The sequence below is a fragment of the Klebsiella pasteurii genome (assembly GCF_018139045.1).
GTDB classification, from domain to species: Bacteria; Pseudomonadota; Gammaproteobacteria; order Enterobacterales; family Enterobacteriaceae; genus Klebsiella; species Klebsiella grimontii.
The window spans coordinates 2,043,747-2,057,191 of the sequence record NZ_CP073236.1; the positions used below are offsets into that span (position 1 = coordinate 2,043,747).

Annotated in this window: 10 protein-coding genes; 5 read left to right on the plus strand and 5 right to left on the minus strand. The window is 61.0% G+C overall.

Features of this window, described 5'->3' with window-relative positions:
- Window positions 1-82 precede the first annotated feature (82 nt).
- Complete coding sequence (locus KCG39_RS09585; RefSeq protein WP_049113253.1) at window positions 83-1,015, plus strand: proline iminopeptidase-family hydrolase; 933 nt, start codon at window positions 83-85, stop codon at window positions 1,013-1,015.
- Here the strand turns inward: KCG39_RS09585 and KCG39_RS09590 are convergent.
- Complete coding sequence (locus tag KCG39_RS09590; RefSeq protein WP_087829100.1) at window positions 987-2,105, minus strand: succinylglutamate desuccinylase/aspartoacylase family protein; 1,119 nt, start codon at window positions 2,103-2,105, stop codon at window positions 987-989. The genes KCG39_RS09585 and KCG39_RS09590 overlap by 29 nt on opposite strands.
- A gap of 14 nt (window positions 2,106-2,119) precedes the next feature.
- Between KCG39_RS09590 and KCG39_RS09595 the strand changes: the two genes are divergently transcribed.
- Window positions 2,120-2,575, plus strand: a complete 456-nt coding sequence (locus KCG39_RS09595; RefSeq protein WP_004122605.1) for an Lrp/AsnC family transcriptional regulator — start codon at window positions 2,120-2,122, stop codon at window positions 2,573-2,575.
- Here KCG39_RS09595 and KCG39_RS09600 read toward each other — a convergent pair whose 3' ends face one another.
- The 4 genes from KCG39_RS09600 to KCG39_RS09615 form a co-directional block, all read right to left on the minus strand.
- Window positions 2,576-3,301, minus strand: coding sequence for an ABC transporter permease (locus tag KCG39_RS09600; protein WP_004122607.1), 726 nt, complete (start codon window positions 3,299-3,301; stop codon window positions 2,576-2,578).
- A complete protein-coding gene (locus KCG39_RS09605) occupies window positions 3,298-3,990 on the minus strand; it encodes an ABC transporter permease (RefSeq protein ID WP_024359158.1) in 693 nt (230 codons plus the stop codon). The genes KCG39_RS09600 and KCG39_RS09605 overlap by 4 nt, the downstream gene beginning before the upstream one ends.
- A 64-nt stretch (window positions 3,991-4,054) precedes the next feature.
- The gene (locus KCG39_RS09610; protein WP_004122619.1) at window positions 4,055-4,828 is read right to left on the minus strand and encodes an ABC transporter substrate-binding protein; all 774 of its coding nucleotides are present in this window, start codon (window positions 4,826-4,828) and stop codon (window positions 4,055-4,057) included.
- Between the two features lie 27 nt (window positions 4,829-4,855).
- Window positions 4,856-5,617: a dimethylarginine dimethylaminohydrolase family protein gene (locus KCG39_RS09615; RefSeq protein ID WP_004122631.1), complete on the minus strand. Its 762-nt coding sequence runs from the start codon at window positions 5,615-5,617 to the stop codon at window positions 4,856-4,858.
- 383 nt (window positions 5,618-6,000) lie between these two features.
- Between KCG39_RS09615 and KCG39_RS09620 the strand changes: the two genes are divergently transcribed.
- From KCG39_RS09620 to mdtC, 3 genes are read left to right on the plus strand one after another with little or no spacing between them, the layout of a single operon-like run.
- Window positions 6,001-7,245 carry an MdtA/MuxA family multidrug efflux RND transporter periplasmic adaptor subunit gene (locus KCG39_RS09620; protein ID WP_087829102.1) on the plus strand — a complete coding sequence of 415 codons (1,245 nt, stop codon included), beginning with the start codon at window positions 6,001-6,003 and terminating at the stop codon, window positions 7,243-7,245.
- Entirely contained in the window at window positions 7,245-10,367 is a 3,123-nt protein-coding gene (locus tag KCG39_RS09625) for an MdtB/MuxB family multidrug efflux RND transporter permease subunit (protein ID WP_004122635.1), read from the plus strand. The genes KCG39_RS09620 and KCG39_RS09625 overlap by 1 nt, the downstream gene beginning before the upstream one ends.
- Window positions 10,368-13,445, plus strand: coding sequence for a multidrug efflux RND transporter permease subunit MdtC (gene mdtC / locus KCG39_RS09630; RefSeq protein WP_142446781.1), 3,078 nt, complete (start codon window positions 10,368-10,370; stop codon window positions 13,443-13,445).

The following is a 13,445-nucleotide window of genomic DNA, read 5'->3' on the forward strand; positions in this document are numbered from 1 at the left end:
ACTAGCATTTTTGCTAGTGTTCAGCCGCGGTTGTCACCCTTTACCCTGAAAGCCGGTCCACTTAGCAGGGTAAAGATGATTCATGTATACCATCAGCGAAGGTTACGCCCCGTTTCGGCGCTATCAAACCTGGTTTCGCGTTTGCGGCGATATCGATAGCGGGCTCACGCCGCTGGTCATCGCCCACGGCGGGCCGGGGTGCACGCATGATTATGTTGATGCGTTCCGCGATATCGCCCTCAGCGGGCGGGCGGTGATCCACTACGATCAGTTAGGCAACGGGCGCTCAACCCATCTCCCGCAGCAGCCCGCCGACTTCTGGCAACCGGCGCTGTTCCTCGACGAACTGGCTAACCTGCTGCAGCATCTCAATATTGCCGATAATTACGCCCTGCTCGGCCAATCGTGGGGAGGTATGCTCGGCGCGGAGCACGCCGTGACGCGGCCAAAGGGGTTAAAGGCGCTGATTATCGCCAATTCCCCGGCATCGATGGCGCTGTGGCTACAGGGAGCGGCCAGGCTGCGGGCGCAGCTTCCCGCCGACGTCCAGCAGACGCTGCTGGCCCATGAGGCGGCGGGAACGCTGGACAGCGCGGAATATAAGGCGGCAAGCCAGGTATTTTATCAACGCCACGTCTGTCGGCTCGATCCCTGGCCGGCGGAAGTGCGGCGTACCTTCGATGCCATGGATGCCGATCCGACGGTTTATCACGCCATGAATGGCCCAACCGAATTTCACGTCATCGGCAGCATGAAAGCGTGGACGATTATCGACCGCCTCGCGCGCATTACGGTTCCGGTCCTGCTGATTTCGGGGCGCTACGATGAAGCCACCCCGGAGGTGGTACAACCCTTTATGGACCACATCCCCGACGCGGAGTGGGTCATTTTCGAAGCCTCAAGCCATATGCCGCACGTCGAAGAACGCGAGCTGTGCATGAAGACAGTGAACGACTTTTTAACCCGCGCGATAAACGAAAAGCCGCTTACAGCGCCAGCCCGCCTCCGCCGCTGAACGGCCGCTCGCCGGCGATTTTCATCACTTCGGCCCCCAGGGTGACAAACGGCGCCCGACGGCTGGCATAAATCAGCCCGCCCGATGTCGGGCGGACCGCTTTGACCATATCGGTCAGCGGATCGATGATTTCCGCAACCACATCGTCGGCGCTGACCCACTCGCCGGGCTGTTTTAACAGCACCAGGATGCCGGTGGCCGGGGCGGTAACAATCTCCCCAGCGGCAAACGGCAGCATTACCGTTTCCTGCTGCGGAATCTCAGGCCTCGAGCCGGCCAGTACGCCGCGGTACTGCAGGTAGCGATAAAGACGTTCGGCATCGTCGCAAGCGGTGGCGTGATCCACCTCCTGCTGGCCGCGCAGTTCGACGGTCACCGCCATACAGCCGGGCTGCTGCTGCGACTGCAATGAATCAAGCGCCGTCAGGCGCTGCCACGGCAGGCCGCAGGCCTCATCAAAGGAATGACCGCCGCTCTCCTGCGACAGCAGTACCGCGCCGACGCCGAGAAAAGCCGCCAGAACCTTCGCCTCGCGTTGCCAGGCCGGGTCAGCGTAGAGATGTAAAATCGCCTGGTCATCGCAGTGCAGATCGAGCACCAGATCGGCATCGCAGGCGAGGCCCAGCAGATGATGGCGCAGGGCCTGAACTTCGCTGACGACGGGCAGCGCCGCCAGCGCATCCCGCATCGCTGCGCGCACCTGCTGCAGATACTCGCGGCGCGAGCCGGGCGATGGCGGACGCAGATAGGGCTGCGCCAGGGCAGCCAGATCGGGGAAGTCGCGGTTAAAATTACGCCCGCTCGCCAGATCGAAACGACCTACGCCGCCGCTGAGCAGCACCTGGGCCAGCCCCGGCGGGTTAGCCACCGGTACGAGAATGATTTCGCCGCGCAGCTCGCCGCGCCGTTCCGCCTGGCTGAGTAATCTTTTAAGATAATGCAGAACCAGCATGCCCGGAATTTCATCGGCGTGCAGCCCCGCCTGCAGATAGACCTTCTCTCCTGTGCCGGGCGCGCCGAAATGAAAATGGCTTAATTGCCGCTGCCCACCGAGTGCATGTTCAGGTAATGTATAGTGTTTAATTTTCATTGGACGTCCTGGTTGTGGAAAAGAAAATCCGGCTTGACCGTATCGATCACAAGATCCTTGAAATCCTGCGCCGGGATGGCCGCATTTCTTATCAAAAGCTCTCGGAGCAGGTAAACCTTACCGCCCGTCCGTGCCTGGAACGGGTGCGCAGCCTCGAGCGCGACGGCATTATTCGCGGCTACAGCGCCATTGTAGAACTGCCCGAGCCGGAGCACGCGTTTGTGGTGCAGGCGCAAATCGCGCTGGCCGACCACGGGCGATCGCAGCCGGTGTTTGAACAGGAGATGCGCCAGACGCCCGAAGTGCTGGACTGCTGGCTGGTCAGCGGCAGCTTCGACTTTCTGGTGCGTATCGGCTGTCGCAGCATGGCGCACTACTGCCAGCTGGCGGATAGCTGGCTGACCAGTAAAAAGTTTCACGTTGATAAAATCGTCACCCTCACCGAACTGCAGGCCATTAAGCGATCCTGACTAGCCGCGACGGATAAACGCCAGCCAGCGCCGCTCGGCGCGCGCGAAGGTGAAAATCAGCAAAAAGGTGCAGAGCAGATACAGCGCCGCGGCCATCAGAAACGGAATAAACGGCGAATAGGTCATGGCGTAGAACGCGCGGGCCACGCCGGTAATATCCAGCAGGGTCACGGTGCTGGCCAGCGACGTGGCGTGCAGCAAAAAGACCATTTCATTATTCAGCGCCGGGATCCCGCGCCTCAAGGTCGCGGGCAGAACCAGACGGCGAATAATCTGCCATTTCCCCATCCCGTAGGCTTCTCCGGCGACCCACTCCTGGCGCGGGAAAGTCACCATCATCCCCGCCAGCAGCTCCGCGACGTACGCGGCAGTGTTGAGCACCAGCGCCAGGGTGGCGCAGAAGGTCGCATCGCGAAACAGCAGCCAGAACGGCTGGTCGTTCATCCAGCCCGTCTGTACGATATCGAACTGCGACAGGCCGTAGTAAATCAGCATCAGTTGGAGATAGAGCGGCGTGCTGCGAAAAAAATATGTAAACGCGCGAATGGGTAGCGCCAGCCCGCGCGGGCCGTACACCTGCCCCACCGCCATCGCTATCGCCAGCGCCATCCCGGGAACGATGGAGAGTAAAAACAGCTCCGCCGTGACCGCCAGTCCGCTGGCGGCGCCGTTGCCGTCGCTCCACAAAAAGCTCGGGATCGCATCGATAAAGGTTTGCAGATTCATAAGGCCGCCCCCGCCGTGGAAGAGCGCAGCGCGTAACGCTTCGCCAGGCGGCTGAACAGCCAACTGGAGAGCGCGGTAATCACCATGTAAATCAGCGAGACCAGAAAGTAGAAGAGGAACGGCTTTTGCGTGGCGCGCCCGGCCTGTTCGGCCAGCCAGACCATATCCTCAAGGCCGAGGATCGACACCAGCGCCGACGCTTTCATCAGCCCCAGCCAGTTGTTGTTGATGCCCGGGATCGCGAAGCTCAGCATCTGTGGCAGCATCACCCGGCGGAACACCGTCCAGGGTCGCATCCCGTAGGCCTGCGCGGCTTCGGTTTGCCCGCTATCGACAGTCAGAAACGCGCCGCGAAAAGTCTCGGTGTAATAGGCGCCGAAAACAAAACCAATCGCCAGCACGCCGGAGATAAAAGTATTGAAGCGTACCGGCCCCAGCCCCACCAGACCCAGCAGCAGGTTAACCAGCATCTCGCCGCCGAAAAACAGCAGCAGCATAATTACCAGCTCCGGGATCCCGCGTACCAGCGTAGTGTAGGCGGTGGAAAACAGGCGCAGCCACGGCGGGCCGAAGAGCTTAATCAGCGAGTTAATCAGCCCCAGCAGCAGAGCGACCAGTAATGAAGAGAGCATCACGCACAGCGAAAGCGCCGCGCCGCGTAACAACAGGGGTAAATAGTCTGCGACCATATTCAGCCTTCCGCGGAGGTCGTAAAGGGGCGCAGGCCAGCGCCCACGCCCGTACCTTTACGACTTATTTGCCATAAATATCAAAGCTAAAGTATTTTTTCTGAATGGCGTCATAGGTTCCGTCGGCGCGGATTGCCTTAATGGCCCCGTTCAGCGCATCGCGCAGCGCCGGATTGTCCTTATTGACCGCAATCCCGACGTCGGAGGAGATCCCGCCATCCTGGATAACCGGGCCGGCAAAGGCGAATTTCTGCCCGCGCGGCGTATCGATAAAGCCGGTCGCCGCCTGGATATTATCCTGCAACGCGGCGTCGATGCGCCCTGAGAGCAGGTCGAGATAGACATTATCCTGGTTAGCGTAACCGACAATTTTCACGCCGTGGTTGGCCCAGTTGGCCTTCGCAAACGCTTCATGGGTGGAGCCCGTCTGGACGCCGACGGTTTTGCCTTTCAGGCTGGCGGCATCCGGCAGTAGCGGGCTGCCTTTGCGCGCCACCAGTTGCGCCGCGCTGCGGTAGTAGCGGTCGGTGAAATCCACTTCCTTTTTACGTTCATCGGTAATATTGAGCGAGGCGATAATGGCATCGAACTTATGCGCGTTGAGGGCGGCGATCATGCTCTCAAAGGGCTGCTTCACGAAAACGCATTTGGCTTTTAGCTGGGTGCACAGCGCGTTAGCGATATCAATATCAAAGCCGGTGATTTCGCCGCTGGGCGCCAGCACGTCAAAAGGCGGATAGCCGCCATCGACGCCAAAGCTGATGGTGTCAAACTGCTGGGCGGCCAGCGGCGCGCTCAGCGCCATACAGGCCAATAATGCGGCAAGGCGTATTTTCATTTTGATTCCCCGGTGTTGGCGCGATGATTAAAAACGCAGTGAGAGGCAGGTCAGGCCGCCATCCATTTTTTTAAATTCGCTGGTGTCGAGCTGCACGATAGGCATTCCCAGCTTGCTGATTTCACCGAGGGTATGGGGATAGCCCTGCGGCGTAATTAAGGTATCGTTAATCCACAGCGTATTTCCGGCGTAGGCCTCCTCTTCCGGGATGACGATGCTGTTGAAACCGCTAAACGCCGGATGGTTAACGTAGCCTTCCGTCAGCAGCAGCGTATTGCGGCCAACGTAGTTGACGATTGATTTCAGATGCAGACCGGCGCTGACTTCGATCGCCGCGACCTGATAGCCGTGCGGCTCAACGGCGGCGGCAAACTCGCGGATCCCCTGCTCATCGGTGCGCGCCGTCAGGCCGATAAAAAACTGTTTGTCCACCAGCAGCACGTCGCCGCCGTCCATATGCCCGCGCTCGCTCATCCGCACCAGCGGACGGAAACCCGCCAGCACCGGCGCAATAGTATCGACTTCGCCCTGACGGCTCGGCGCGCCCGGATGGGTAATCACCGCCAGTTCCGGCATGACCACGGCGGTATCTTCAACAAAGTGCGCATCAGGATAATCTGCCGCCGGGGGCAGGACCGTGACCTTCAGGCCAAGCTGCAGTAGGGTTTCCACATAGGCGAGAAACTGGTGGCTGGTCGTGGCGATATCCGGCGCGCCCAGTTGGGCGGTAGTTTGTCCCGCGCCGCAGGTGGCGGCCGGTAGGCGGGCGATAGCCTGGGTAAAATGCATAAAGAACCCTCTGGTATTGGTCGCATTGTTAAGGCAAAACGGTGAGTGAATTTGATTATTAATCAGATGCCGCCGCCAATCAGGCTGAATCACTTCCCCGGGCCGCTTATTCACGCTGTATATCAGTTCAGGTTCGACGTATTCCGCTGTTGGCACCCTGAAAGCGCCGAATGAGGGTAATAAGCATCCCTGTTCGCCAGGCCGGCAGCGGAAAATGACTAAGCGTAAATTGCGCGTAAATATTCACCGTAAACGGCTCAGCGAAAAGCCTTTTTTACAGACATATCTGGACAGTCTTTTCATAATTCCTCCATTTTTAAGCGGCGTTCGCTGGCTAAACTAGTATCATTCCGTGAAACGTTTCAGGATGAGATCGCAAATTAATGAAAGGTAGCAATAAAAGCCGTTGGGCAGCCGTGCTGGTGGTGGCAATCATCGCGGGTGCCGCGTACTGGTTTTGGCAGGGTCGCGAAGCGGCAAGCACGCCGTCGGCAACGTCGGCAGGTCCGGGGCCCGGCGGCGGGCGTCCTGGCCGTTTTGGCGCCGCCCTCGCGCCGGTGCAGGCGGCAACCGCCACCAGCGAAGCGGTGCCCCGCTATCTTTCCGGTCTCGGTACGGTAACGGCGGCGAATACCGTCACCGTTCGCAGCCGCGTCGACGGTCAGCTTCTGGCCATCCATTTTACCGAGGGCCAGCAGGTTAAAGCGGGCGATCTGCTCGCGGAAATCGACCCCAGCCAGTTTAAAGTCGCCCTCGCCCAGGCCGAAGGCCAGCTGGCGAAAGATCGGGCCACCCTGGCCAATGCCCGCCGCGATCTGGCGCGCTACCAGCAGTTGGTGAAAACCAATCTGGTTTCCCGTCAGGAGCTGGATACCCAGCAGTCGCTGGTCAGCGAAACCCAGGGCACGATCAAAGCGGACGAAGCCGCCGTCGCCAGCGCCCAGCTGCAGCTGAACTGGAGCCGCATCACCGCGCCGATCGACGGCCGGGTCGGCTTAAAGCAGGTGGATATCGGCAACCAAATCTCCAGCGGCGATACCACCGGGATCGTGGTGCTGACGCAAACCCACCCGATCGACGTCGTGTTTACGCTGCCGGAAAACCAAATCGCCACGGTGGTACAGGCGCAAAAAGCGGGGAAAAAGCTGGTCGTCGAAGCCTGGGACCGCACCAATAAACAGAAAATCAGCGAAGGCTCACTGCTGAGCCTCGATAATCAGATTGACGTCACCACCGGCACCATCAAGCTGAAAGCGCGCTTCACTAACCAGGACGATGCCCTGTTCCCGAATCAGTTCGTCAACGCCAGGATGCTGGTCGATACCGAGCAGAACGCGGTGGTGATCCCAACCGCCGCGCTGCAAATGGGTAACGAAGGTCATTTTGTCTGGGTTCTGAACGATGAGAACAAAGTCAGCAAGCACACCGTCACGCCGGGTATTCAGGACAGCCTGAAAGTGGTGATTAACGCCGGGCTTTCCGCCGGCGATCGCGTGGTGACCGACGGTATCGACCGTCTGACCGAAGGCGCGAAGGTTGAAGTGGTGGAAGCCCAGGATGCGGCTACCGCCGCCGAGCCGGCGAAAGCCACCAGCCGCGAATACGGTAAAAAAGGAGCGCGCTCCTGATGCAAGTGTTACCGCCGAGCAGTACGGGCGGCCCATCCCGTCTGTTTATCATGCGCCCGGTCGCCACCACGCTGTTAATGGTGGCCATTATGCTGGCCGGGATTATCGGCTATCGTTTCCTACCGGTTTCGGCGCTGCCGGAAGTGGACTACCCAACGATTCAGGTGGTGACCCTCTATCCCGGCGCCAGCCCGGACGTGATGACCTCGTCGGTGACCGCCCCGCTGGAGCGGCAGTTTGGCCAGATGTCCGGCCTTAAGCAGATGTCTTCCCAGAGCTCCGGCGGCGCGTCGGTGGTCACGCTCCAGTTCCAGCTCACGCTACCGCTGGACGTCGCTGAGCAGGAAGTGCAGGCGGCCATCAACGCCGCCACCAACCTGCTGCCTTCGGATCTGCCTAACCCGCCGGTCTACAGCAAAGTGAACCCCGCCGATCCGCCGATTATGACCCTCGCGGTCACCTCTTCCGCCGTGCCGATGACCCAGGTCGAAGATATGGTCGAGACCCGCGTGGCGCAGAAAATCTCCCAGGTTTCCGGCGTCGGGCTGGTGACTCTGGCGGGCGGGCAGCGCCCGGCGGTACGCGTCAAGCTCAACGCCCAGGCGATCGCCGCCCTCGGTTTGACCAGCGAAACGGTGCGCACCGCGATTACCAGCGCTAACGTCAATTCGGCGAAGGGTAGCCTCGACGGCCCGTCGCGGGCGGTCACCCTCTCCGCCAACGATCAGATGCAGTCGGCGGAGGATTACCGCCGCCTGATTATCGCGTACCAGAACGGCGCGCCGATTCGCCTCGGCGACGTCGCCACCGTGGAACAGGGCGCGGAAAACAGCTGGCTCGGGGCATGGGCCAACAATCAGCGGGCGATCGTCATGAACGTCCAGCGCCAGCCGGGGGCGAATATTATCTCGACCGCCGACAGCATCCGCCAGATGCTGCCGCAGCTCACCGAAAGCCTGCCGAAATCGGTTAAAGTGCAGGTGCTTTCCGACCGCACCACCAATATCCGCGCGTCGGTCAGCGATACCCAGTTTGAACTCATGCTGGCCATCGCCCTGGTGGTGATGATTATTTACGTCTTTCTGCGCAACGTCCCGGCGACAATTATTCCCGGCATCGCCGTGCCGCTATCGCTGGTCGGCACTTTCGCGGTAATGGTGTTTCTCGATTTCTCGATTAACAACCTGACGCTGATGGCCCTGACCATCGCCACCGGCTTTGTGGTCGATGACGCCATCGTGGTGATTGAAAACATCTCCCGCTATATCGAGAAAGGCGAAAAGCCGCTGGCCGCCGCCCTGAAAGGGGCCGGGGAGATCGGCTTTACCATTATCTCCCTGACTTTCTCGCTGATTGCAGTGCTGATCCCGCTGCTGTTTATGGGCGATATCGTGGGTCGTCTGTTCCGCGAATTCGCCATCACCCTGGCGGTGGCGATTCTGATTTCCGCGGTGGTGTCGCTGACCCTGACGCCGATGATGTGCGCCCGCATGCTCAGCCATGAATCGCTGCGCAAGCAGAATCGCTTCTCGCGCGCCAGCGAACGCTTTTTTGAGCGGGTGATCGCCGTCTATGGCCGCTGGCTGAGCCGGGTGCTGAATCATCCGTGGCTGACCCTGAGCGTGGCCCTCAGCACCCTGGCGCTGTCAATTATACTGTGGGTATTTATTCCGAAAGGCTTCTTCCCGATTCAGGACAACGGCATTATCCAGGGCACGCTACAGGCGCCGCAGTCCGCGTCGTTCGCCAATATGGCCGAGCGCCAGCAGCAGGTGTCAGCGGCGATACTTCAAGATCCGGCGGTGGAAAGCCTGACCTCCTACGTCGGCGTCGACGGCACCAACCCGGCGCTGAACAGCGCCCGCCTGCAGATTAACCTCAAGCCGCTCGATGAACGCGACGATCGGGTACAGACGGTAATTGGCCGTCTGCAGAACGCGGTGAGCGGCATCCCCGGCGTCGAGCTCTATCTCCAGCCGACCCAGGATCTGACCATTGACACCACCGTCAGCCGCACCCAGTACCAGTTCACCCTGCAGGCGAACTCGCTGGACGCGCTCAGCAACTGGGTCCCGCAGCTGCTGGCCCGGCTGCAGGCGCTGCCGCAGCTCTCCGACGTCAGCAGCGACTGGCAGGATAAGGGCCTGGCGGCGTATATCAACGTTGATCGCGACAGCGCCAGCCGTCTCGGCATCAGCATGGCGGACGTCGATAACGCCCTGTATAACGCCTTTGGGCAACGTCTGATTTCCACCATCTATACCCAGGCTAACCAGTACCGCGTAGTGCTGGAGCATGATACCCAGGCCACGCCGGGGCTGGCGGCGCTGGACAATATCCGCCTCACCAGCAGCGACGGCGGGATCGTGCCGCTCACCACGATCGCCAAAGTCGAACAGCGTTTTGCTCCGCTATCGATTAACCACCTCGATCAGTTCCCGGTCACCACCATTTCGTTTAACGTCCCGGACAACTATTCGCTGGGCGATGCGGTCGAGGCGATTCTTAGCGCCGAGCAGGCGCTGGAATTCCCGAGCGATATCCGCACCCAGTTCCAGGGCAGCTCGCTGGCCTTCCAGTCGGCGCTCGGCAGTACCGTCTGGCTGGTGGTCGCCGCGGTGGTGGCGATGTATATCGTCCTCGGCGTGCTGTATGAGAGCTTTATTCATCCGATCACCATTCTCTCCACCCTGCCGACGGCGGGCGTCGGCGCGCTGCTGGCGCTATGGCTGGCCGGGAGCGAGCTGGACGTTATCGCCATTATCGGCATCATCCTGCTGATCGGCATCGTCAAGAAAAACGCCATCATGATGATCGACTTCGCGCTGGCCGCCGAACGCGAACAGGGTATGCCGCCGCGCGAGGCGATTTATCAGGCCTGTCTGCTGCGTTTTCGCCCGATCCTGATGACCACCCTCGCCGCCCTGCTCGGCGCGCTGCCGCTGATGCTCAGTACCGGCGTCGGCGCGGAGCTGCGGCGACCGCTGGGGATTGGCATGGTCGGCGGCCTGATGCTCAGCCAGGTGCTGACGCTGTTCACCACGCCGGTTATCTATCTGCTGTTCGACCGCCTGTCGCTGTATATGAAGAGCCGCTTCCCGCGGCGTGAGGAGGAGGCGTAAGTGAAGTTTTTCGCCCTCTTCATTTATCGTCCGGTGGCGACGATTCTGCTTTCGCTCGCCATTACGCTGTGCGGCATCCTCGGCTTCCGCCTGCTGCCGGTGGCGCCGCTGCCGCAGGTGGATTTCCCGGTGATCATGATCAGCGCCTCGCTGCCCGGCGCGTCGCCGGAGACCATGGCCTCGTCGGTGGCGACCCCGCTGGAGCGCTCTTTGGGGCGGATTGCCGGGGTCAATGAGATGACCTCCTCCAGCTCGCTCGGCAGTACGCGAATCATTCTCGAGTTCAACTTTGACCGCGACATCAACGGCGCGGCCCGTGACGTGCAGGCGGCGATTAACGCCGCGCAAAGCCTGCTGCCGAGCGGCATGCCGAGCCGTCCGACCTACCGCAAAGCCAACCCGTCCGACGCGCCGATCATGATCCTCACCCTCACCTCGGATACCTGGTCCCAGGGTGAGCTGTACGACTTCGCCTCTACCCAGCTGGCGCAGACCATTGCCCAGATTGACGGCGTCGGCGACGTTGACGTCGGCGGCAGTTCGCTGCCCGCGGTACGCGTCGACCTCAACCCGCAGGCGCTGTTTAACCAGGGCGTGTCGCTGGACGCGGTGCGAACCGCCATCAGCAACGCCAACGTGCGTAGACCGCAGGGGGCGCTGGAAGACGCAACCCACCGCTGGCAGGTCGCGACCAACGACGAGCTGAAGACCGCCGCCGAATACCAGCCGCTGATCGTGCACTACAATAACGGCGCGGCGGTGCGCCTCGCCGACGTCGCCAACGTCACCGACTCGGTGCAGGACGTGCGCAACGCCGGGATGACCAACGCCAAACCGGCGATTTTGCTGATGATCCGCAAGCTGCCGGAAGCCAATATCATTGAGACGGTGGACAGTATTCGCGCCCGCCTGCCGGAGCTGCAGCGCACCATCCCGGCCTCTGTCGATCTGCAAATCGCCCAGGACCGTTCGCCGACCATCCGCGCCTCGCTGGAGGAAGTCGAGCAAACGCTGGTGATTTCGGTGGCGCTGGTGATCCTCGTGGTCTTCCTGTTCCTGCGCTCGGGCCGCGCGACGCTGATCCCGGCGGTGGCCGTTCCGGTATCGCTGATCGGCACCTTCGCCGCCATGTACCTGTGCGGCTTCAGCCTCAATAACCTGTCGCTGATGGCGCTGACTATCGCCACCGGCTTCGTGGTCGATGACGCCATCGTGGTGCTGGAGAATATTTCCCGTCATCTCGAAGCCGGCATGAAGCCGCTGCAGGCCGCGCTGCAGGGGAGCCGGGAAGTCGGTTTTACCGTCCTGTCGATGAGCCTGTCGCTGGTGGCGGTGTTCCTGCCGCTGCTGCTGATGGGCGGCCTGCCGGGAAGGCTGCTGCGCGAGTTCGCCGTCACTCTGTCGGTGGCGATCGGCATCTCGCTGGCGGTCTCCCTGACCCTGACGCCGATGATGTGCGGCTGGCTGCTGAAAAGCGGCAAGCCCCACGAGCCGACGCGCAAGCGTGGTTTTGGCCGCCTGCTGGTAGCGATTCAGGGCGGTTACGGTAAGTCGCTGAAGTGGGTGCTGAAGCACAGCCGCTTAACCGGCCTGGTGCTGCTCGGCACCATCGCGCTAAGCGTCTGGCTCTATATCTCGATACCCAAAACCTTCTTCCCCGAGCAGGACACCGGGGTGCTGATGGGCGGTATCCAGGCGGACCAGAGCATCTCGTTCCAGGCGATGCGCGGCAAGCTGGAGGACTTTATGAAGATCATTCGTGAAGATCCGGCGGTAGACAACGTCACCGGTTTTACCGGCGGCTCGCGGGTCAACAGCGGGATGATGTTTATCACCCTGAAGCCGCGCGATGAGCGCCATGAGACGGCGCAACAGATTATCGATCGGCTGCGCAAAAAGCTGGCGAAGGAGCCGGGGGCCAACCTGTTCCTGATGGCGGTACAGGATATCCGCGTCGGCGGCCGTCAGGCCAACGCCAGCTACCAGTATACGCTGCTGTCGGACGACCTCGCGGCGCTGCGGGAATGGGAGCCGAAAATCCGCAAAACGCTGGCGGCGCTGCCGGAGCTGGCGGACGTTAACTCCGACAGTCAGAATAACGGCGCGGAGATGGACCTGATCTACGATCGCGATACCATGTCGCGGCTCGGCATCAGCGTGCAGGACGCCAACAATCTGCTGAACAACGCCTTCGGCCAACGGCAGATCTCTACCATCTACCAGCCGCTGAACCAGTATAAAGTGGTGATGCAGGTCGACCCGGCCTACACCCAGGACGTCAGCGCCCTCGATAAGATGTTTGTGATCAACAGCGAAGACAAGCCGATTCCGCTTGCCTATTTCGCTAAATGGCAGCCGGCCAACGCGCCGCTGTCGGTGAACCACCAGGGGCTGTCGGCGGCATCGACCATCTCCTTTAACCTGCCTACCGGCAAGTCGCTGTCGGAAGCCAGCGATGCCATCAACCGGGCGATGACCCAGATTGGCGTGCCATCCAGCGTCCGCGGGTCGTTCGCCGGGACCGCACAGGTGTTTCAGCAAACCATGAACTCGCAGGTGATCCTGATACTGGCGGCCATCGCCACGGTCTATATTGTGCTGGGGATCCTCTATGAGAGCTACGTTCATCCGCTGACTATTCTGTCGACCATTCCGTCCGCCGGCGTCGGCGCGCTGCTGGCGCTGGAGCTTTTCGATGCCCCGTTCAGCCTAATCGCGCTTATCGGGATTATGCTATTAATTGGCATCGTGAAGAAAAACGCCATCATGATGGTCGATTTCGCCCTTGAGGCGCAACGCAACGGCAACCTGCCGCCGGAAGAGGCGATCTTCCAGGCCTGTCTGCTGCGCTTCCGGCCGATAATGATGACCACCCTGGCGGCGCTGTTCGGCGCGCTGCCGCTGGTGCTCTCCGGCGGCGACGGCTCCGAGCTGCGCCAGCCGCTGGGGATTACTATTGTCGGCGGTCTGGTGATGAGTCAGCTGTTGACCCTGTACACCACGCCGGTGGTCTATCTGTTCTTCGACCGTCTGCGGCTGCCTTTTTCGCGTAAAGTCCATCAACCGGTAAGCGAATAA

What these genes read in the sequence shown, in the direction of transcription:
- KCG39_RS09625 (WP_004122635.1), top strand. Translation starts at nt 7,245, where the DNA reads ATGCAAGTGTTACCGCCGAGCAGTACGGGCGGCCCATCCCGTCTGTTT.
- KCG39_RS09590 (WP_087829100.1), bottom strand. Translation starts at nt 2,105, where the DNA reads ATGAAAATTAAACACTATACATTACCTGAACATGCACTCGGTGGGCAG.
- KCG39_RS09585 (WP_049113253.1), top strand. Translation starts at nt 83, where the DNA reads ATGTATACCATCAGCGAAGGTTACGCCCCGTTTCGGCGCTATCAAACC.
- KCG39_RS09610 (WP_004122619.1), bottom strand. Translation starts at nt 4,828, where the DNA reads ATGAAAATACGCCTTGCCGCATTATTGGCCTGTATGGCGCTGAGCGCG.
- KCG39_RS09605 (WP_024359158.1), bottom strand. Translation starts at nt 3,990, where the DNA reads ATGGTCGCAGACTATTTACCCCTGTTGTTACGCGGCGCGGCGCTTTCG.
- KCG39_RS09615 (WP_004122631.1), bottom strand. Translation starts at nt 5,617, where the DNA reads ATGCATTTTACCCAGGCTATCGCCCGCCTACCGGCCGCCACCTGCGGC.
- KCG39_RS09620 (WP_087829102.1), top strand. Translation starts at nt 6,001, where the DNA reads ATGAAAGGTAGCAATAAAAGCCGTTGGGCAGCCGTGCTGGTGGTGGCA.
- KCG39_RS09600 (WP_004122607.1), bottom strand. Translation starts at nt 3,301, where the DNA reads ATGAATCTGCAAACCTTTATCGATGCGATCCCGAGCTTTTTGTGGAGC.